A 20,113-nucleotide genomic window follows, 5' to 3' on the forward strand; every position below is an offset into this window, starting at 1 on the left:
ATTACCTCCTCAGCTTCTCTATTTCCCCACTTAATTTAGGAATATCCCTATGAATTATCGCCCAAATAAGCTCTGGTTCAATGGAGTCGTATGAATGAATAATTAAGTTCCTTAAAGAAACAATGTTTGGAATACCAGAGATATTAATATTCCCTTCAAGCTTACTAAGCTTATTGATGGCTTCCCCAATTATTTCTAATTCTCTTTCTACAGCTCTACGGATAATGAAACTGCTTTCAAATTTTTTGAAATCATTATCCAATTGAATTTTGATCTCTTCAATCTCTGATATTATGGACTCAATGTCCAACAAATACTTAAGAACCTCAGGCCTCATAGAGCATGACTTTAGATTCCTCAATATTCTTGATTAGAATTGGATTTTTTAGTGACCTTTCAGACACAAGATCTACCTCCTTATTAAGGATATTTTCCAGCGCTCTCTTTAGATCAAAGTAATTGTCTGCATAGTCAAGCAGCTTCAGTTTTGAATTGAATCGAACCAGAAAATCAACGTCACTATCTTTCATCATTTGATGACGCACTGCTGAACCGAAAAGGGCAAAGGATTCCACATAGTGCTTCTTGCAAAGTCTCATGATAGAGTTCTCAATGTCTTTTTCCAAATTAAGCATAGTTCAAAAATACCATATGTATCATTCAATGATTCACAAATTCCTTCTTAATAGATACTTCCATTTTTGGCGTTAGCTTTGAAGCAAGCGAGATGCTATCGTGAAGATTAATCAACATTGCAATAACAAAGTAAACACTTGCATCATGAGATTCGTATTTCTGAGCCTTCTTATTTTCTGCTTTACAATTTCCTCTGCCCAATATAGACTATCTGAGAATGCAGAGATTGCCGTTGTTACTTTTGGACCTTATCAGGGAGAGGTGTGGTCTGCTTTTGGCCACAATGGCATTAGAATTTATGACCCTCAGAATCGTATAGATTGGTTTTATGATTATGGTTTGTTTGACTTTGAGCAAAAAAACTTCTTCCTGAATTTCGCCAAAGGACTACTAAAATATCGCGTAGGTGTGCGTAAGTGGGATCGCGCTTTTGCTCAGCAAAAGAGCCTTGACCGATATATCAAACTCCAATACCTAAATCTTACCTATGAAGAGAAGCAGGCCCTATTTGATTTTCTTCAGCATAATGTAAAACCGGAGAATGCAGAATATCTCTATAACTATGTTTATGATAACTGCGCTACGAAAATTCGAGACGTGGTTGATGACCTTTATCAGGATCGAATCTCATTTGACTTGACTTATAAAGAGGAGGATAAAACGATCCGGGACCTCATGGAGGACTATCTCGATTATCAACCTTGGGGTGATCTTGGGATTGATATTGGTCTTGGAATGCAAGTGGATAAGGAAGCCACTGCTCGCGAGTACATGTTTCTTCCTGAGTATATTCACAAAGCTTTCGGAGCTGCTACTATTTCACGCGACAGTGTTAGTGTACCATTGGTGAAAGAAGCGGAGACCGCTTTTATGCCCAAAAACAAAAATCAGTCGAATGGATTGTTCACACCATTCAACACTTTCGTTATTCTGTTTTTTGTCATCGGACTTGTTACTCATCGTAATCTAAAAAGTGGCAAGCGGGCGAAATGGGTTGATGTGTTATTGTTTTCTTTAGTGGGTTTTGCCGGATGGTGGGTTACATTCTTATGGTTTGGCACAGAGCACCTGTCACAGGGTAATCTTAATATTCTTTGGGCTATACCGATCCATTTGCCCTTAATCTTTATGGTAAGCATGGAGAAATATCGAATCTTCTTCCATAAGTATTTTAAAATAATGGCTTATTGGTATTGTGTGCTTTTGGTGATATGGGCTATTCTACCTCAGCCATTGCACCAATCTCTCGTTCCACTTGTGTTGACAATGGTTTTGAGATGCTTTTACATCAGCTATGATCTGAGAAAAGCAAGGGTGAATCTTCCTATAAATGGAAAGGCTTAGTTTTCTACTTTAACCCCGTTCCAGAAAGCCACATAGTTTTCTATGTTTTTCGCAAGCTCACTTGCTTCGGGGTAATACCACGCTGCATCTTTATTTTCTTCGCCATTTACTTCTAGCGTGTAGTAACTGGCTTGTCCTTTCCATGGACAATGAGTGTGTGTGTTTGTTTCTTTGAAAAATTCTTTTTTGATATCTGAAGGTGGGAAATAGTGATTTCCTTCCACAACTACTGTATTATCACTTTCGGCGACTACTTTGCCATTCCAAATTGCTTTCATAATATTGTTTTTTACAATAATGACATTTTGTGATTAAAGGGTTCCTACAAATTTGGTAAATGGATGTCGAATGTCGTTCCTTTTCCTTTTTCTGACTTTACTCCAATAGTACCTTTCAGGTTATCAATAGCGTCTCTGACCAGATACAATCCTAGTCCGGTACCTTGTGAAGTTTGGCTTGCTCTAAAAAACATATCAAAAATTTTAGGGAGGTGCCTTTGATCGATTCCCTGGCCATTATCCGTAATTGAAAAATCTATGCCATCATCGACGCAACTAATTTGAACACTAATTTTAGGGTTATCACCCTCCAGGTCGTGATACTTAATAGCATTAGACAAAATGTTAGTGAGGACGGTATGTAGTCTTGCAGGATCGGTACGAATAATTGGCTTTCTATTGCTTTTGACATGGAGTGCTGGGTATTTTACATTTGGATCAATCAAGTGCTCGAACTCTTTCTTTATCTCATCTTCAAGGTTTATTTCAATCAAGCGGAGATCTGACTTTTGCCCCTTTCTAAGGGTTATGATATCTCTGATCACATTGTCTACTTGATCAATTCTACTTTGTATGGCTTCATGATATTCATCAATTTTCTTCTGATCATCCGTACCCTTGATCATTGAAATGATTCCTGAAATAGTCGTCAAAGGAGCTCTGAGATCGTGTGATGACCGATAAAGAAAGGTATCGAGTTCGATGTTGGCCTTCTTGAGGTTATGCTGTTCTATTTCAAGTACACTAATGATCATGCCAAGACCCATCAGAGATTGTAAAAAAAGCTCAAATGCACCCATAAAAAAGGGAAGCTCTGCACCATAGGGGATGTTATTTATTTCACAAAGCGTAACAACAAAGTAATTAAGCTGCATGAGCCCGTAAAGGATAAATGAAAAGATGATAAACCGGATTCCAATCCCCGCTTTGCTGATCTTCTTGAGCATCAGGGCACAAGTGACGAAGACTCCCCCAGCCAACAGCGACTTAATACCTACTCGATAAAAAATGCGATAATCGCCTGCATTTGGATCATCATATTGGATAATGACGAGTGTTGCGCAGATTGGCACAGCAACTAACAAGAAGGCTCTCATTTTACTTTTGTCAACCTTTGTTGTACGACTAATTTCTCTCGTACCTGCATAGAGCCAGGCTATTTGAAGAAAACCAGCATATAAGGTAATAACTGAGACCAGCAGTCTAAAAGGGTGATCTAATGGAAGTAAAAATGCATTCGCCAATGCAATACAGGACCCAATCATCGTAACAAACAGCGCTAGCCAACTAATTGACCAAAATCGGTAAAACTCATTTTGGTATTGCCGATAAAACTTCCGTAAAATCAGCATGATTACCATTGCCATCAGGGCCTGGATGACATATTGAACAATTACGATTAATACCGGCTGTGGAAGCATGTAGGCTGAGAGCTAGTTTAACTGAAACTCCTCAAATGTCCCTTCAGGTACTTCATCCAACACTTCGATATCTGACAATTGATTTTTACCCCTGTTTCCTGAGAGGAGGATGTCACCATACTTCTTATAGTCAACCCATGGTGTAATGAATCGAGGCTCTAACGTCGATGAGTCTGGATAGTAGGCCCACTGAGTGACTAATTTGGAGTCTGTATCAATCCACACCTCATATACATTTTGCGGAGTTACTCCTACATCCTCAAAGGACAAACTAACCACATCGGCAGAAGAGCCAGTCTGAGTGGTGTCTTCTCTTAAGTATTTCAATGTTACTCCCGAATCTTTGAGTTTAAAGGGCATCACTAGCCAATATGCATCATTAACCCACATTTCATATCCCCTTTGTAGGTAATGATCTAGTGAATCTTTTACTTCCAGCCCTGCTCGCATGGCTTTTCCTTCTTTCGATTTGATGTTCATCAAAATTGTTAAATCCTTATCCGGAACTTCTATGCGCACGTTTCCTGTCCATTTATCCCATGTATGACTTCTCCTGCCAAAGAAGTTCCACTTAAGATATCTGGTATTATCCCAGGCCTCTCTGCCACCCATTGCTTGCATTGTTTTATCTGCTAACAATGTTGCAAGCAAGTCTGAGTCTTCCTGATTGAACCCCTCTGCCGGAGGATTGCTATACTCGATAAATTCACTTTCTACAGCTACACTATCGGCGGCTTCTCCAGACGAAGAGCCTTTGCTGCAGGAGGACAATACGACAACTAAAGATGTAATAAATAATAGATTCTTCATTGTTAGGTTCTTAACTAGATTTATAAATATATGAAATAAAAAAAGGAGACCGATGCGGCCTCCCTTTATAGTTTAGGTTGGTTATATATTATTAATCTCTTCCTTCTTTAAACTGCTCAAACCGATCACCTTCATTTGATCGAGGATAAACATTGTTGTCCGTGTATGCATCTGCAGTCATACGATCTGGATCAATCACAATTTTAGCTACTTCTTTTTTCTTCATAAAAACTTTTTTCACTTCTCTTTCATTGATTCTCCAGATTTCTGCAGGAATTTTCTCAAATTCCACCGACCCATCGACGTAAGTCCACTGAATTAAAACGGGCGTAACCAGACCCCCCTGATTCTTAAGTGTGAGCTCATAAAAGTTCTTGCCAGCGGCAGATTGTTTTATTTTATCATTTTTTACGGTCTCATTAAACTCTCGGTACTTACCAGTGCTTTCCTCGAAAATAAACGCTTGAGGGTCACTGCCGAAGCTATTGCTTCCATCACCATCGATCCCTTGTGCTGACCCTTTGATGTTTCTTGTTTCAAGTCCATTTTCTTCTGTCTGCATCTGAAACCACCTAACATTTGCAAGGTCTACGTCCACATAGTCAGTTCCGTAGAACCACCCTCTCCAGAACCAATCAAGGTCTACTGCAGAGGCATCCTCCATCGTGCGGAAAAGGTCAGCTGGAGTGGGGTGCTTGAATGCCCATCTTTCAGAATAAGTTTTGAATGCTTTATCAAAAAGCTCCGGACCCATTACTGTAGTTCTTAGGATGTTCAAAGCCGTGGCTGGTTTGGCATAAGCATTTGCTCCAAACTGGCGAATTTGCTCTGAGTTGGTCATGATCGGACGAACCAATCCATCTTCCCCACTCATGTAATCAACGATCTTATGTGCAGGACCTCTTTTGGATGGGAATTCATACCCTAGTTTGTCTGTTAGTTGCTGCTCAGTTAGATATTGAACAAACGTGTTTAGCCCTTCATCCATCCATGTCCATTGACGTTCATCTGAGTTGATGATCATCGGGAAAAAGTTGTGTCCTACTTCATGAATGATTACTCCAATCATTCCATGCTTTATTCGATCTGAATAACTACCGTCAGGATCAGGGCGTCCATAGTTGAAGCAAATCATTGGATATTCCATACCAATAGAAGCCGTATGAACTGAAATCGCTACCGGATATGGGTACTCTATCGTGTGCTTCGAATAAGTCTTCAAGGTTTGCGCTACTGCCACAGTTGACCATTCTTCCCAAAGGGGATTTCCTTCCTTCGGATAATAGGACATAGCTAAAGGCTCATTTCCTTCACTCAGCTTCACAGCCATCGCATCCCAGATAAATTTTCTTGAAGCGCAGAATGCATAGTCTCTAACATTTTCCGCTTTAAACTTCCACGTTTTTGTGCCTGAAGCTCTAGACTTTTCATTCTTTTTCGCCTCCTTTTCGGTTACGATGATTACTGGCTTATCATAAGATTTCTTTGCCTGCTCAAATCGCTCTTGCTGCTCCTCAGTCAAAACTTCCTTTGGGTTTTGCAAAGTACCGGTGGCACCAACGATAAAATCTGAAGGAACTGTAAGGTCAACCTCATAGTCTCCAAATGTCAAGGCAAACTCTCCATCACCTAAAAACTGCTTGTTCTGCCACCCCTCATTATCAATGTAAACGGCCATTCGCGGAAAGAACTGAGCAATTGTGTACAAGTAGTTGTCCTCTTCTTCAAAGTACTCTAGTCCGGACCGTCCACCATCGGTCATACGGTTGTTGATGTTGTACATCCAGTCGATGCTGAATGTCATGTTTTCGCCAGCCTTTAATGGCTTTGCTAAGTCGATTCGCATCATCGTTTTATTGATGAAATACGTCATATCTTTTCCAGCACTTTGTACTGATTTGATTTTGAATCCTCCATCATAGTCCTGATCGCCGGTTAAGCGAAAAACCTCAATTGCATCTAGTGAATCTTTCATACTTGAAGTCCCAATAAGTGGAGTTTCAGAATCACTGGCACGCATGTTTTGGTCAAGTTGCACCCATAAATATTCCAGATCATCAGGAGAGTTGTTGTAATAGGTGATTGTTTCACTCCCGGTAATTGTTTGGTTGTTATCATCCAAAACGATATTCATCTTGTAATCCGCCTTTTGCTGCCAGTACTGATGACCAGGAGCTCCACTTGCAGTGCGGTACACATTGGGCGTTGGCAGCATTGTACCTAGCTGCTCAAACTTCTGCTCCCACTCTGTGTCTTTTTGTTTTCGATCCTGCGCCATTGTAACGGTGCTGACCAAAAACGCTACGATTAGTAGAATGCTATTCTTCATAGTACGTTTTAGTTAATAATGTTTTCAGTTTAAATAATTTGTATCCAGCATCAGCATGAGAGCTATACCCCCAACGGCTGATGATATGATCATCTTCCAGTCTTTGCGGGTCACCCCTCCAATTCCGACGAAAATGAAGCTAACAATCATGAATAATCCAACGACTATTATTTGACCTACCTCTAATCCTACATTAAAGGCAAAAAGCTGAAGTATGATTGTTTTATCTGTTCCAAGAAGTGCTCTTAGGTAATTGGAAAAGCCAAGCCCGTGTATCAACCCGAAAAAACCAGCATATCCATAGTTTCTCCATATTTTTCCTTCCGCAATTCTGTCCTCTTTGGTGAAAAGGTTAGAAATGGCTGTTATCAAAATAGTGACTGGAATTAAAAACTCAATCAGATCTGCATTGATCTTAATGATTCTCATGGTCGCTAATGCAAGCGTGATCGAATGACCAATGGTGAATGCAGTGACAAGGATTAATACCTTTTTCCAGTCTGTTGACTGATATAATGCACAAAGCACTACAACAAAGAGGATATGGTCATAGCCATTGACATCCAAAATATGGTCAAAGCCTAGTCCGTAATACAAGCTAAACTCACTCATGGGGGAGCGAATATAAAACAAGGATTTGATCTCACGATTTAACTAACCGGATGATTTGATGAGCGGTATTGCACTGAGGCACGCTGTTTGTCTAGATTTGGGTCATGATTACACTGTCACTCATCTTTTTTCAATCACTATTTCATCCGTTCCATGTAAGTGTATCAGATATTAAGTACAAAGAGGATAAGAAAGCGATTCAGATCAGCACCCGCATATTTCTGGATGACCTGGAGTTGGCACTGCGTGCCTTCTCCGGAGATGAAAAACTGGATATCCTGGCAGAGGAAAGCTGGGATTTTGTCAATGAAAATCTTGAAAAATACATGCTAGATCGGATGAAGCTTTGGGATGAAAAGGGACGAGCGTATGAGCTAAACTATATCGGAGCGGAGATCGAGGAGGATGTGATGTGGTGCTACATCGAGATTGAAAAAGTGAAGAAACTAAAGCAGGTGAAAGTGTGGAACAGCATCCTGCATGAGGTGTGGGGTGATCAGGAAAACCTGGTTCACTTTCGTGCCTTTGATGATGTACAGAGTGCGAGGTTATTTGAAAGTGAGGATTCGGTGGTTTTTGAGTGGGAGTGATTAAAACTTATGGATATTCCATTTCTTGCCATCATGTTTAAGAAGTGCGATTTCATTCACTGGAAATTCAAAACTCACTTCTCTTTTTTCAAACTCTTTCTTCGCTTCATAAAACATTCGCTTTTTCAGGTCACGAAACCCAATGGTCACATGTGGATGGAAGGGTCGGTTTTTGTAGTTCGCATTATCCAACTTGAGCTGTTTTCTACAGGCATTAACCACATTCTTTTGGACCTCCTCCAGCATTTGATTTTCCACCACATCCACAAAAACCACACGTGGTTCAAAGAAGTCAAAACCTTTAAGCTGTACTTCAAAAGGTTCTAAATCGCTATTCAGGTTTCTCATTAAATCAGCTAGTTCATCATATCGTTTTTCTTTCCACTTAAAGGGCATATGAAGCGTGATGTGAGGAGGTGATTTTAGTGCATGTTTGCTTTCATATTTTTCGGATATTTCATGCTTCAGCCCAGTTATTTCATTCTGAATTTTTGGAGGAGGTAGTACGGCTATGAAATAAAGTGCTTCACTCATCATTCAATACGATTTCTATCTCTCTCCAATATTCATCAAATGCAGCAAGGTCATTATGATGTCCGCCAGGTATAGAAATGAAGGTTGATCGTTCTTCAAATTTTGTCGCTAACTTTTTTCCAGATTCATAAGGCACTACCTCGTCTTCTGTTCCATGAAAAATGTAAATTGGTGTCTTGGTATTTTTCAAATAGCGGGCATTATGAAACCGAAACCTCAACAACGTGGACGTAGGATAGATTGGGAACATTTTACCTGCCACTCCGGGCAGGCTGTAAAAAGGGCTCTCCAGAATGAGTTTAGTTGGTGTGTTTTTACCCGCCAGATAAGAAGCAAAAGCAGAACCTAAGGATCGCCCAAATAAAATGATCCGTTCCTCTATCTCCAGTTTGTTTGCAAAAGCATATATCTCATCTGCGTCCTGAAGCATCTTTTTCTCTGACCGTTTTCCGGTGCTTTTGCCATACCCTCGATAGTCTGTTATAAGCACCTCATAGCCCAAATCAACAAAAGGTATAGCAATCTCTCCCCATCTGGCAAGATTGCCGGCATTCCCATGAAAGTATACGATCAGCCCTTTGGAATCTTGTTGTTTGAAGTACAATGCATTGATGACTGCTCCATCTTTCATGGTTAGATCATGTTCCTCAAAATCTTTTTCGAAAGAGTATTCATAATCTTCAGGCAGAGATTGCGGCAAGAAAATGAGGCTTTCCTGCAAAAGGTATATACCTAATCCAATCAGCACATAGATACATAGCAACGCAACAACAAGTATTCGAAATGCAGACACTTTCTAATTAATTTTTCTTTTTCACAAAATTCAAACTAGATCGTTCGGGATCAATCGGTTTTAGCTCCGACGTGCTTAATGCTTCTTCGAGCATTCGATGATACTCTTCAAAGGTATGCAGGTTGTTGTGCCCACCGCCAATCACAGAATACAACCGGGTGAGTGTTGGGTTAATTTCCGCAAGAGCCAAGCTTGACTTGTAAGGGATAAGCTTATCTTTCGTTCCATGGATGATTTTGATGGGACACTTGACGTACTTGATCCACTTGTATGTAGTCAATGGAAACCTAAGAATGAGCGATGCTGGGAGAAAGGGAATGTATCGTTTGGCAACTTTCCGCATGCTGTAATATGGAGATTCAAGAATCAACATTTTCGGGTTGTTATTACTCGCTAGTTTAGCCGCAAATCCCGAACCCATCGACCGCCCATAGATGGTGATGTACTTTTCATCCACTTTGCCTTTCAGGATGTCATAGACTTTTTGCAGGTCACTTTTAATCTCCTTTTCAGATCTTCTTCCTGTACTCTTTCCAAATCCCCGATAATCCACCATCACCACATCAAATTCGAGACGGTTAAAATCAATGGCAAACTTCCCCCATCCTTTGATCGACCGGGAGTTACCCTTTAGGTAAATGACCACCCCTTTAGGTTTAGGTACGCTGAAGTGTACGCCATTGATCCGTACATCATCCCCAATGTAGAGGTTGTGCTCTACTACATGTTGCTCATCGTACTTGAATTGAAAGTCAGTTGGGAGTTTTTCCGGTTTGAACAAAAACTTCTCCTGTAAGAAATATGCCGCTACATTAACGATAACATAGATTGATACAATTATTAATATGATTGTGGTGATCAATGTTTTACTTTAATGAATTGATAATTCGAACAGATTATAAATATACAACAATGAGAACCTACCCTTTTCTGGTCACTTTATTATTAGCGATCATTTTCACCGGTTGCCAATCATCTAACACTCCCGCAACTTCACAATCTAAGGCACCATCAAACAGTATTGCTGAATTTACCTCAGGCATGCAAAAGCAGGAGGGCTTTTTCAATTTCTATTACGATGAAGAAGTAGGAAGAGTGTTCCTGGAGGTAAGCAGCTTAGGTCAGGAATTTTTATATGTGAATTCCCTTGCTGCTGGGATTGGATCCAATGACATTGGACTCGACCGTGGACAGCTGGGAAGAGAACGAGTAGTGAAGTTCGAAAAACATGGAAATAAATTGTTATTGATTCAGCCGAATTATGATTATCGGGCAGTCAGCGACAATCAGGATGAAGTAAAATCGGTAGCTGAGGCTTTTGCTAGCTCCGTAATTGGTGGCTTTGAGATCAACACAAAAAGTGAGACCGCTTACCTGATCGACATCACGGATTGGTTGTTAAGAGATTCTCATGATGTAAGCGGGACACTTCAACGTTCAAATCAAGGAAACTTCTCGGTTGATAAATCCAGATCCGCACTCTACATGGATGCAACTTTTAACTTTCCCAAAAACACCGAGTTCGAATCGCTACTTACTTTTAGCGGAGATGCAAAAGGATGGAACCTTCGGTCGGTGACCCCCACCCCGGATGCGGTGACTGTACGTACCCATCATTCCTTTATAGAGCTACCGGATGATGACTATACGCCAAGAGTATTTGACCCGAGAAGTGGCTTCTTCAATATCTCATATCAGGATTATGCCACGCCTATCGAAGAGCCTTTGGTGAAGCGATTCATTGTACGCCACCGATTGAAAAAGAAAGATCCGAATGCAGAAGTAAGTGAAGCTGTGGAGCCTATCATTTATTATGTAGATAGAGGAGCTCCTGAGCCTGTTCGTTCTGCTTTGATCGAAGGAGCAAGCTGGTGGAATCGGGCGTTTGAGGCAGCCGGGTACAAGGATGCTTTTCAGGTGAAAGTTATGCCGGAAGGAGCGCATCCCTTAGACGTTCGCTACAATGTGATTCAGTGGGTTCACCGATCTACCAGAGGATGGAGTTACGGAGGAGGAGTCACTGATCCACGAACAGGGGAGATGATCAAGGGGCACGTAAGTTTGGGATCATTGCGAGTAAGACAAGATTTTTTAATAGCCACGGGTCTATTACAACCGTATGAAAATGGCGATGAAACTCCCAATGCCATGACCGAAATGTCCCTAGCCAGATTGCGTCAGCTTTCTGCGCATGAGGTGGGTCACACGATTGGTTTGGCTCACAATTTTGCAGCAAGTGTCAATGATCGGGCATCAGTGATGGATTATCCTCATCCCTACGTGAAGATGGATGATCAGGGGAACATAGACTTAAGCGAGGCTTATGATGATAAAATTGGGGCATGGGATAAAGTAACGATAACCTATGGATATAGCGATTTTCCGGAGGGCGAAAATGAGGAAAAACTCAGAGCCATTTTGGATGAAGCTTTTGACAGTGATTTGAGATACATCACGGATCAGGATGCTCGCCCGGCTAGTGGTTTACATCCTGAGGCTCACCTGTGGGACAATGGCTCCAATGCTGCTGTGGAACTGAACCGCATGATGAAAATCAGAAGAACCATTCTGGATAAGTTCTCAGAAAAGGCAATCAAAACCGGCATGCCTATGAGCTCCATCGAGGAGGTGTTGGTACCAATGTATTTGTTCCATCGATATCAGGTTGATGGTACTTCTAAATTGATTGGCGGACTGAATTATAGCTATGCACTACGTGGTAGTGATCAGGTAATAACTGAAATGATTTCTGCAAATGAGCAAATGGCGGCACTAGAGGCTTTGCTGAATGCAGTGAAGCCAGAGAGTTTAAAACTGCCAGAACAGCTGTTAAGTCAAATTCCACCACGAGCATTTGGTTATGGAAGATCGCGCGAGACATTCCAGTCGCGAACAGGTCCGGCATTTGATTACCTGGCAGCAGTGGAGACTGCAGCAAGTTTGCCATTTGGTTTCATTTTCAATGCGGATCGATTTAATAGGCTTCTGACATATAAAGCCAGAGACGCAAAACAGCCTGGTGTAGATGCAGTATTAGATCGGGTTACGTCTGCAACATGGATGAGCCCTTCAACAACCGCTTCGGATCGAACTATTCAAAAAGTGGTGGAAATGGAAATGTTGAAACAGCTTATGGGACTTGCGGTTAGTGATCGAGCTTATGATGAGGTGAGAGCTAAAACGCTGGCAAAAATCAAAGAGATCAAATCATATGCTTCCGGCCGAACCAGTAGAAGTACCAATGATGACGGGACTTATTATCAATACGTAGTGAGTCAAATCGATCGATTTTTAGAGGAACCAGACGAGTTTAAAATTCCAGATCCAATCAAAGCACCGGATGGTTCTCCGATTGGGAGTTGTGATTTTTGATTGAACTCAATCCTGACAGGTCTTCGAGACCTGTCGGATTTATAAATAAGATGGAAGCGGGCAGATTCTACCATATCTACAATCATGCTAATGGAAGCGAGAACCTCTTTCGAAATGAGGAGAATTACAATTTCTTTTTAAGAAAATGGAGTCATCATATTGAGCCAATTGCTGACTCTTATGCGTATTGCCTGATGCCAAATCATTTTCACTTTTTGGTTCTGAATAAAGGATGAGAATGAACTAGAAAAACTAAATCAGACAGGTTTCCAAAACCTGTCTGATTTTTTGTCTAAAAAATTCAGCAATCTGTTTGTGAGCTATGCGAAAGCGTACAACAAAATGTATGACAGAAGAGGCTCTTTATTCAACCGACCATTTAAGGCAAAAGCAATTGAGAATGAGTCTTATTTGACTAATGTAATTTTCTATATCCACCACAATCCTTTGCATCATGGATTCACTAAATCTATAGCTGATTGGGAGCATAGTAGCTATCATGCAATTGTGTCTGATAAGCTTACAAGAATTAAGCGGAAAGAAGTGCAAAACTGGTTTGGATCAAATGAAGTCTTTAAGACATTTCATGATCAGGCCATAAAGGGGTTAGAAAAACTGGAGTTAGAATTCACTTGAAGTTATATCTGACAGGTTTTCAAAACCTGTCAGATATTCATCTAACTGTTTTAAGTAATCCTCAATTCCTTCCTCTGCTATATTCATTATGTACTCATCTTGGCCAAGATCTTGGTAAGATTTAACGTATTCAGATCGTTTTAGCTTTTCGATATCAATGGTATTTGATTGTGCCATTAGTTTATTTTCCTTTCAAAGAAGTCCACTTGTTTCAAAATTAATTTCTTTTATGACTTGCATTTAAAAAATTTCTCACTTCTATTTACTCACATATGAACGCACAGGTATCATTTTACTTTAGCTACTATTTCTTTTATCCAGAGCGGATAATGGGGTGGCTTTAGTATATCTGTTGTATAAGAAATTTTACAGAGGCCTCCCCAAAAGGGAGGCCTTTTTTATTGTCGGCAGGGCCGACAGCCAATGAAGAAGGTTAAAAAATGAAACGAATTGCGATCCAGGGATTAAAAGGCAGCTTTCATCATGAAGCTGCACTCCACCACTTCGGAGATCAAATCATGCTGAATGAATGTGAGACATTCAGAAGTGTGGTCAATCAAGTGCTTGAGAGCGAAGCTGACTTTGGTTTGATGGCCATTGAGAATTCATTAGCCGGTTGCATCATTCCAAATTATGCATTGCTTCGTCAGGGTGGATTGACGATCTGTGGAGAGGTAATCCTTCAGGTCAAAATGAACCTGATGGTCTACAATGGAACAAGTATTTCAGACCTGAAAGAGATCCAATCTCATCAGATGGCAATTCGTCAGTGCTCCAATTTTCTGGACAATCATGAAAGGTTGAGAGTAGTGGAATCTTTTGATACCGCAGGAAGTGCTCGCCACATTAAAGAAAACAAGTTGAGTCAGGTGGCAGCTATAGCAAGTTCCCTGGCTGCCAAAACCTATGACCTAACCATTCTTCAGAGCGGTATTGAAAATAAGGAGAGTTTCACACGATTTCTCGTCTTAACCAAATCATCAAACCAGGCTGAGGAAGAAACAGACAAAGCATCCATTTATTTGGAAACGAAGCATGAGCCGGGAGCTTTAGCCAAAGTGCTAACGGCAGTCAGCGATCTGAGGGTTAACCTTAGCAAGCTGCAATCACATCCGGTTTCGGGTTGGGAGCGAACCTATGGTTTCTTCATGGATTTGGAATTCTCTGATTCTGGCCAAAAAAGCAAGGTCTTTCATGAACTAGCAAGCCTGTCTGAGGTGATCGAAAATTTAGGGGTTTACAAAAAGGGTAAAATTTATGAATAATGTAGTTTCAGCGCGTCGAATACGAGGTATTGGTGAATACTATTTCTCCAAAAAGCTTCAACAAATTGATGCCATTCGGAAGCAAGGAATGGAGGTGTTAAACCTGGGTATCGGAAGTCCGGATCTTCCACCGCATCCTTCCGTGATTGCCGAATTTAATAGTGCCATTCTTGAAAATGGCGCCCACCAATATCAGAGCTATAAAGGACTTCCGGAGCTTAGGTCGGCCATTGCAAATTGGTATCAGCGCTTCTTTGACTGCCAACTTGATCCTGACAGAGAAGTTCTGCCTCTGATTGGTTCTAAGGAAGGCATTACGCATATCTGTATGTCCTTGCTGGATGATGGCGATAGTGTTTTGATTCCCAACCCCGGATACCCTGCATACGAAACGGCTTCCAAAATGGCGGGAGCTGACATAATCCACTATGACCTGAAGGAGGAAAATCAATATCAACCAGATTTTGATGTGTTGGAAGAAATGGATCTTACTTCGGTAAAAATCATGTGGGTGAATTATCCGCACATGCCTACCGGATCGTCAGGGTCACACGAATTGTTTGATAAATTGATTCGCTTCACCCGAAAGAACAACATCGTGTTGATCAATGACAATCCCTATGCTTTCATTTTGACTGATCGTCCGATGAGTATTCTGTCAGCCTGCTCTCCAGATGATCACGTACTTGAGTTGAATAGCTTGTCTAAGTCACACAATATGGCCGGTTGGCGCGTGGGGATGCTGGTAGGAAACCAGGGGCTCTTAGAAACAGTTTTAACTTTTAAGAGTCAGGTAGATTCGGGTCAGTTTAAGCCGATGCTAAAAGCAGCGATAAAGGCACTGACCCTTGATGAAAGTTGGTTTGGTGCGTTAAATGAAGTTTATCTCTCAAGAAAACACATGGTGTATAAAATTCTGGATAATTTGAATTGCAGCTATTGTACCAATTCCTCGGGCATGTTTGTTTGGGGCAAAATTCCTGATACTGAAGTGGATGCGGAGCATTTTTCAGATATGCTATTGGAGGAACATAAAATCTTTGTCCCGCCAGGCTCGATTTTCGGATCCAATGGAAAAAGGTACATTCGCTTTTCACTTTGTAGTCCGGAGAGCGTGTGGAATGAAACACTAAACCGCCTAAACGAAACAAGATGAAGACATCACCGATAGCAATTTTTAAAGAAAAACGACCGGTTATCATATCCGGCCCTTGCAGTGCGGAAACCGAAGAGCAGGTCCTTGAAACCTGTACTACCATTGCAAAATCCGGGAAGGTTGATATCCTGCGAGCAGGCATTTGGAAGCCCCGAACCCGACCCAATAGTTTTGAAGGGGTGGGGGTTGAAGGTCTGCAGTGGCTGAAAAAAGCGAAAGAGGCAACAGGTTTACCCACGGCTGTAGAAGTGGCGAATTTTAATCATGTTTTTGAGGCATTGAAACACGGAGTAGATATTCTCTGGGTGGGCGCTCGAACTACCGTGAATCCCTTTTCGGTGCAGGAAATTGCAGACGCGCTGAAGGGTACGGATGCAACGGTGATGATCAAAAACCCGGTTCATGCTGACATTGAGTTGTGGACTGGAGCATTGGAGCGATTACATGGAGCGGGTATTACTAAGCTGGGGTTAATTCATCGAGGCTTTGCCCAATATGGAAACAGCGTTTACCGAAACGATCCGAAATGGCAGCTTGCCATTGAGATGAAGCGAAGGTTTCCTGAGATACCCATGGTTTGTGATCCAAGCCACATTTGTGGAAAAAGGGATTTGCTTCATGCCGTTTCGCAGCAGGCGCTAGACATGGATTTTGACGGGCTCATGCTGGAATCTCACATTGATCCATCCAATGCGCTGAGTGATAAAGACCAGCAGTTGACGCCCAAAGATTTGGAGATCATCATTGATAATTTGGTGGTCAGGCGACCCAATATTTCGGATGAAGATCTTTCTCAGAAACTGTCCATGCTAAGAAGTCAGATAGACCTTATTGATGATGATTTGATTAAACTCCTGGGCGAACGAATGAAGGTGGCCGAAGAAATCGGTCTGGTGAAAAGAGAAAAAGGAATTACAATCCTTCAAACGAATAGATGGGAAGAAATCATTGAAAAAGCCTCTGAAACCGGAAAGCTGCAAGGGCTATCTAAGAACTTTATGATTCGCTACCTCAATGCCATTCACCAGGAATCAATCGAGCACCAAAACGAAGTTATGAATCGTACCGAGTTAGAGAAAGAATAAAACAACCGAATGCGTTTGTGGTTTTATCTTGCAGCCAATGAAAGATCTGCTCGAAAAAATTGACTCATCACTTGCCAATTTACCACTTGGTGAGCATCCTCAAAACCTATACGACCCAATAAGATATATCCTGTCACTGGGTGGAAAGCGACTCAGACCGATGTTGGTGCTCCTAGGTTATGGATTGAAGAACGAGGACATTGAATCAATCATTGACCCATCCCTCACAGTTGAGATCTTTCACAACTTCACTTTGATGCATGACGACATTATGGACCTGGCTCCTATTCGTCGTGGCAAACCAACCGTACATGAAAAGTGGAACAATACGGTCGCAATACTCAGCGGAGACACGATGATGGTCAAAGCTTACGATCAGTTATTGACTGGTCCACATCAATCACTTCCATTAGCCATTCAAAAGTTCAATAAATGTGCGGTAGAAGTATGTGAGGGGCAGCAACTTGATATGAATTTTGAAGAATTTGAAACGGTCACTGAGGGTCAATATATTGAAATGATCAGACTGAAAACGGCTGTGTTGCTAGGTTTTAGTCTTGAGTATGGCGGACTGTTGGCAGGGATGAAAACTGACCAGTTAGCCAAACTGAATGCAATTGGAGTGAAGGCAGGCATTGGCTTTCAGCTGATGGATGATCTACTGGATGTGTATGGAGATAAAGCCAAATTCGGCAAACAAGTTGGTGGAGATATTGCTTCAAACAAAAAGACCTATTTACTAATCAAGGCCCTCGAATTAGCTGCTCCCGCTCAAAGAAAAGAGCTGGACAAATGGCTGTCCGCATCGGACTATGAGGTTGATGATAAGGTAAAAGCTGTAAAGTCCATTTATGAAGAGATCGGCATATTCGAGTTGACTCAGAAGAAGATGAACGACTATTATGATGAAGCTTTTGAATTATTGAATCAATTTGATGCAAGAAAAGATGGGAAGGACCAATTAGCTGAGTTCTTAAGACGCTTAATGAATAGAGAACAGTAACCTTTCTATTTTAGTATTTTATGAAATGAACAAATCAATTAACACTATTTTCTTCATAATTCTTCTGGTCATTGGTTGTAGTCCTGAAAAAACAGAATTTGAGGGACTCATGGAGATAAACAATACTGACCTTTATGTAAAAATTATGGGATCTGGCGAACCACTAATTGTAATACATGGTGGTCCAGGCATGAGCCACGACTATTTTCTTCCCCATTTAGCGCCATTGTCCAACGATTTTCAACTGATTTTTTATGATCAGAGAGCTTCCGGCAGATCATCGATTGAGGTAGATCCAAAATCAATGAATATGCCCATGTTTGTTGAGGATATTGAAGAATTAAGAAGAAAAATTGGAACAAAAAAAATCTATTTATTAGCTCATTCTTGGGGAGCTCACATTGCGTCCTCTTATATGCTCAAATACCCCAATAATATATCAGGTATAATTTATGCCCACCCGATCCCGTTGACAACACAGTTTAATGAGCTGGTTAAACAAAAGCAAATTCTCGCTTTCGACAGTGCTTATTTAGCTAAAAGAGATTCAATTATGTCGTCTGAAGCCTTCATTAATCAAGAATTGGGTGCCTATGAAGCGCTTTTCCAGAATACTTTTTCATTAACATTTGAAAACCCAGAGACAGCCAATGAAATTAATCTGAAGCTTAACGAAAACTTTATAGCATCTCAGAAACTTATCAGAAGTTTTAAATCGCCGAATCGAGATTATATAAAGGAACTTTCAGTATTATCAATTCCTTCTATGATAATACATGGAGTTAATGACTTAACTGCTTTAGAAGCAGACTCAGTATTGGCGGACGCGTTAAATGCGGAGTTGATTATTTTTAATTCTGGACATTTTTCATTTATTGAGCAGCCTGAAAAATTTGAACGTACGATTTTAGAATTTGTAAACAATTGAACTCATGATTGCAGTAGTCTCTCCAGCCAAAAATCTTGATTTTAAAACAAAATTTGATACACCTACCTCTCAGCCAAGATTAATGGAGTGTACCAATGAGCTGATTGATGTGATGCGGAAAAAGTCTGTCGATGAAGTCTCAGAGTTGATGACCATCAGCCGACAGCTTGCAGGATTGAATGTTCATCGATTCAAAGAGTTTGATCCCGCGCATACAGCTGACAATGCCAAACCTGCCGCTCTTGCATTTAATGGAGATGTATATCAGGGACTGCAAGCAGAGACTTTTGATGAAAAGAAAATGGAGTTTGCCCAAAAGCATTTTCGAATTCTATCCGGGCTTTATGGGTTACTTCGGCCATTGGACCTCATTCAACCCTATCGATTGGAGATGGGAACGAAGCTTGCATTTGATGACTATAATACGCTTTATGAATACTGGGATCGCAAAATTCTGGACTTACTTGTCTATGACTTGAAAGAACAAGGAGATGATATCATATTGAACCTTGCTTCCAACGAATACTTCAAGTCTGTTGATAAAAAGGATATGCCTGCACGGGTAATTGATGTCGAATTCAAGCATTTAAAGAATGGGAAGTACAAGATCATCTCTTTTTATGCGAAGAAAGCTCGCGGTTTGATGTCCCGATTCATGATTGAGCACCAAATTACCAATCCGGAAGATTTGAGAGCGTTTGATTATGAAGGCTACTACTTTGATGAGGCGGCTTCTACGGAAAACAAGTTGGCTTTTAAGAGAGATTCTAAGGGGAAATAGCTTACTCTTTAGCAAGGAAAAGAACAATTGTTCCGGTTCGCTTTCCCTCTTTCTCTTTCATTTCTTTTAGATAAGCTTTATAAGTGTAAGGATTATCAAAATCATATCGATTATTGTAATAGTCTGCGAAAATGAGTGTGGGCGAAGTGTCATTGTATCCATCAGCCTTCACTGTATAATGGATATGCTCACCAGTCTCTGCATCATTATACCCTCGTGGGAATATGGTCACCACTTTTCCTTTTCCATTTGCATCCGTATATAGTGTACCACTGATTCTCGCATCTCTTGGTCGCTCACTTTCATAGTCACCGATATGGTTAGTCTGGTAGGTATACACCTCAGCACCCGATATTGGTTTCTTTGTTTCGGAATCCATTACCAATAGCTCATACGTGAAAGGAATGCCAGGCTCATCATCCTCAATGATTTTAATTTCTGATTGGGAAAAGGCGAATAATTGTATAAGTAGAAAAATGAGGTAGGATGTTGATTTCATAGCAGTGAAATTTCTAGAGTTTACGCACAGGTGTTAATTAG

Annotated in this window: 23 protein-coding genes; 11 read left to right on the plus strand and 12 right to left on the minus strand. The window is 40.9% G+C overall.

The features are described 5' to 3' along the window. Position 1 precedes the first annotated feature (1 nt). Both CHB71_RS01615 and CHB71_RS01620 read right to left on the minus strand, forming a co-directional pair. Positions 2-337 (minus strand): HepT-like ribonuclease domain-containing protein, encoded by a 336-nt coding sequence (locus CHB71_RS01615; RefSeq protein WP_089355133.1) that lies wholly within the window; start codon positions 335-337, stop codon positions 2-4. Further along, on the minus strand, positions 327-635 hold the full coding sequence (locus CHB71_RS01620; protein ID WP_089355134.1) for a nucleotidyltransferase family protein: 309 nt from the start codon (positions 633-635) through the stop codon (positions 327-329). The genes CHB71_RS01615 and CHB71_RS01620 overlap by 11 nt, the downstream gene beginning before the upstream one ends. 145 nt (positions 636-780) lie before the next feature. On the opposite strand from CHB71_RS01620, the gene CHB71_RS01625 reads away from it, so the two are divergent. Beyond that, positions 781-1,980, plus strand: a complete 1,200-nt coding sequence (locus CHB71_RS01625) for a lipoprotein N-acyltransferase Lnb domain-containing protein (RefSeq protein WP_089355135.1) — start codon at positions 781-783, stop codon at positions 1,978-1,980. Here the strand turns inward: CHB71_RS01625 and CHB71_RS01630 are convergent. The 5 genes from CHB71_RS01630 to CHB71_RS01650 form a co-directional block, all read right to left on the minus strand. Continuing rightward, positions 1,977-2,258, minus strand: a complete 282-nt coding sequence (locus tag CHB71_RS01630) for a DUF427 domain-containing protein (protein ID WP_221406659.1) — start codon at positions 2,256-2,258, stop codon at positions 1,977-1,979. The two genes, CHB71_RS01625 and CHB71_RS01630, sit on opposite strands and share 4 nt — an antisense overlap. 44 nt (positions 2,259-2,302) lie before the next feature. Beyond that, on the minus strand, positions 2,303-3,679 hold the full coding sequence (locus tag CHB71_RS01635) for a sensor histidine kinase (protein ID WP_089355137.1): 1,377 nt from the start codon (positions 3,677-3,679) through the stop codon (positions 2,303-2,305). Between the two features lie 12 nt (positions 3,680-3,691). Then, positions 3,692-4,489, minus strand: a complete 798-nt coding sequence (locus CHB71_RS01640) for a hypothetical protein (protein ID WP_245811196.1) — start codon at positions 4,487-4,489, stop codon at positions 3,692-3,694. Between the two features lie 91 nt (positions 4,490-4,580). Continuing rightward, on the minus strand, positions 4,581-6,818 hold the full coding sequence (locus tag CHB71_RS01645; RefSeq protein WP_089355138.1) for a M1 family metallopeptidase: 2,238 nt from the start codon (positions 6,816-6,818) through the stop codon (positions 4,581-4,583). A gap of 24 nt (positions 6,819-6,842) precedes the next feature. Next, positions 6,843-7,430, minus strand: coding sequence for a HupE/UreJ family protein (locus CHB71_RS01650; RefSeq protein ID WP_089355139.1), 588 nt, complete (start codon positions 7,428-7,430; stop codon positions 6,843-6,845). A 104-nt stretch (positions 7,431-7,534) separates the two neighbouring features. Between CHB71_RS01650 and CHB71_RS01655 the strand changes: the two genes are divergently transcribed. Beyond that, positions 7,535-8,020 (plus strand): DUF6702 family protein, encoded by a 486-nt coding sequence (locus CHB71_RS01655; protein ID WP_089355140.1) that lies wholly within the window; start codon positions 7,535-7,537, stop codon positions 8,018-8,020. Here the strand turns inward: CHB71_RS01655 and CHB71_RS01660 are convergent, their stop codons facing one another. The 3 genes from CHB71_RS01660 to CHB71_RS01670 are packed head-to-tail and all read right to left on the minus strand — an operon-like array spanning position 8,021 to position 10,209. Continuing rightward, positions 8,021-8,557: a 2'-5' RNA ligase family protein gene (locus CHB71_RS01660; protein WP_089355141.1), complete on the minus strand. Its 537-nt coding sequence runs from the start codon at positions 8,555-8,557 to the stop codon at positions 8,021-8,023. It lies immediately after the preceding gene. Further along, positions 8,547-9,347, minus strand: a complete 801-nt coding sequence (locus CHB71_RS01665; protein ID WP_089355142.1) for an alpha/beta hydrolase — start codon at positions 9,345-9,347, stop codon at positions 8,547-8,549. Before CHB71_RS01665 ends, CHB71_RS01660 begins: the two co-directional genes overlap by 11 nt. Before the next feature lie 7 nt (positions 9,348-9,354). Beyond that, positions 9,355-10,209: an alpha/beta hydrolase gene (locus CHB71_RS01670; RefSeq protein WP_089355143.1), complete on the minus strand. Its 855-nt coding sequence runs from the start codon at positions 10,207-10,209 to the stop codon at positions 9,355-9,357. A 50-nt stretch (positions 10,210-10,259) separates the two neighbouring features. Here CHB71_RS01670 and CHB71_RS01675 point away from each other — a divergent pair, with 50 nt between their 5' ends. Genes CHB71_RS01675 through CHB71_RS01685 form a run of 3 tightly spaced genes read left to right on the plus strand, consistent with a single transcriptional unit; the run spans position 10,260 to position 13,355 of the window. Then, the gene (locus CHB71_RS01675; RefSeq protein WP_089355597.1) at positions 10,260-12,719 is read left to right on the plus strand and encodes a zinc-dependent metalloprotease; all 2,460 of its coding nucleotides are present in this window, start codon (positions 10,260-10,262) and stop codon (positions 12,717-12,719) included. Between the two features lie 50 nt (positions 12,720-12,769). Further along, positions 12,770-12,955 carry a hypothetical protein gene (locus CHB71_RS18915; protein ID WP_089355144.1) on the plus strand — a complete coding sequence of 62 codons (186 nt, stop codon included), beginning with the start codon at positions 12,770-12,772 and terminating at the stop codon, positions 12,953-12,955. 52 nt (positions 12,956-13,007) lie between these two features. After that, positions 13,008-13,355 carry a hypothetical protein gene (locus CHB71_RS01685; protein WP_144017295.1) on the plus strand — a complete coding sequence of 116 codons (348 nt, stop codon included), beginning with the start codon at positions 13,008-13,010 and terminating at the stop codon, positions 13,353-13,355. Here the strand turns inward: CHB71_RS01685 and CHB71_RS01690 are convergent. Then, complete coding sequence (locus CHB71_RS01690) at positions 13,341-13,532, minus strand: hypothetical protein (protein WP_089355146.1); 192 nt, start codon at positions 13,530-13,532, stop codon at positions 13,341-13,343. The genes CHB71_RS01685 and CHB71_RS01690 overlap by 15 nt on opposite strands. Before the next feature lie 263 nt (positions 13,533-13,795). Between CHB71_RS01690 and CHB71_RS01695 the strand changes: the two genes are divergently transcribed. Genes CHB71_RS01695 through yaaA form a run of 6 tightly spaced genes read left to right on the plus strand, consistent with a single transcriptional unit; the run spans position 13,796 to position 19,573 of the window. Next, entirely contained in the window at positions 13,796-14,620 is an 825-nt protein-coding gene (locus CHB71_RS01695) for a prephenate dehydratase (protein WP_089355147.1), read from the plus strand. Beyond that, positions 14,613-15,776 carry a pyridoxal phosphate-dependent aminotransferase gene (locus CHB71_RS01700; RefSeq protein ID WP_089355148.1) on the plus strand — a complete coding sequence of 388 codons (1,164 nt, stop codon included), beginning with the start codon at positions 14,613-14,615 and terminating at the stop codon, positions 15,774-15,776. The genes CHB71_RS01695 and CHB71_RS01700 overlap by 8 nt, the downstream gene beginning before the upstream one ends. Beyond that, positions 15,773-16,861, plus strand: coding sequence for a chorismate mutase (locus CHB71_RS01705; protein WP_089355149.1), 1,089 nt, complete (start codon positions 15,773-15,775; stop codon positions 16,859-16,861). The genes CHB71_RS01700 and CHB71_RS01705 overlap by 4 nt, the downstream gene beginning before the upstream one ends. Positions 16,862-16,898: 37 nt before the next feature. Beyond that, complete coding sequence (locus tag CHB71_RS01710) at positions 16,899-17,864, plus strand: polyprenyl synthetase family protein (protein WP_089355150.1); 966 nt, start codon at positions 16,899-16,901, stop codon at positions 17,862-17,864. 25 nt (positions 17,865-17,889) lie between these two features. Continuing rightward, complete coding sequence (locus tag CHB71_RS01715) at positions 17,890-18,792, plus strand: alpha/beta fold hydrolase (protein ID WP_089355151.1); 903 nt, start codon at positions 17,890-17,892, stop codon at positions 18,790-18,792. 4 nt (positions 18,793-18,796) lie between these two features. Next, positions 18,797-19,573, plus strand: a complete 777-nt coding sequence (yaaA, locus tag CHB71_RS01720) for a peroxide stress protein YaaA (RefSeq protein ID WP_089355152.1) — start codon at positions 18,797-18,799, stop codon at positions 19,571-19,573. 1 nt (position 19,574) lies between these two features. Here the strand turns inward: yaaA and CHB71_RS01725 are convergent, their stop codons facing one another. Continuing rightward, positions 19,575-20,072, minus strand: a complete 498-nt coding sequence (locus CHB71_RS01725) for a dioxygenase family protein (protein ID WP_089355153.1) — start codon at positions 20,070-20,072, stop codon at positions 19,575-19,577. Between the last annotated feature and the right edge of the window lie 41 nt (positions 20,073-20,113).

Source organism: Ekhidna lutea (assembly GCF_900188325.1).
GTDB lineage: Bacteria > Bacteroidota > Bacteroidia > Cytophagales > Cyclobacteriaceae > Ekhidna > Ekhidna lutea.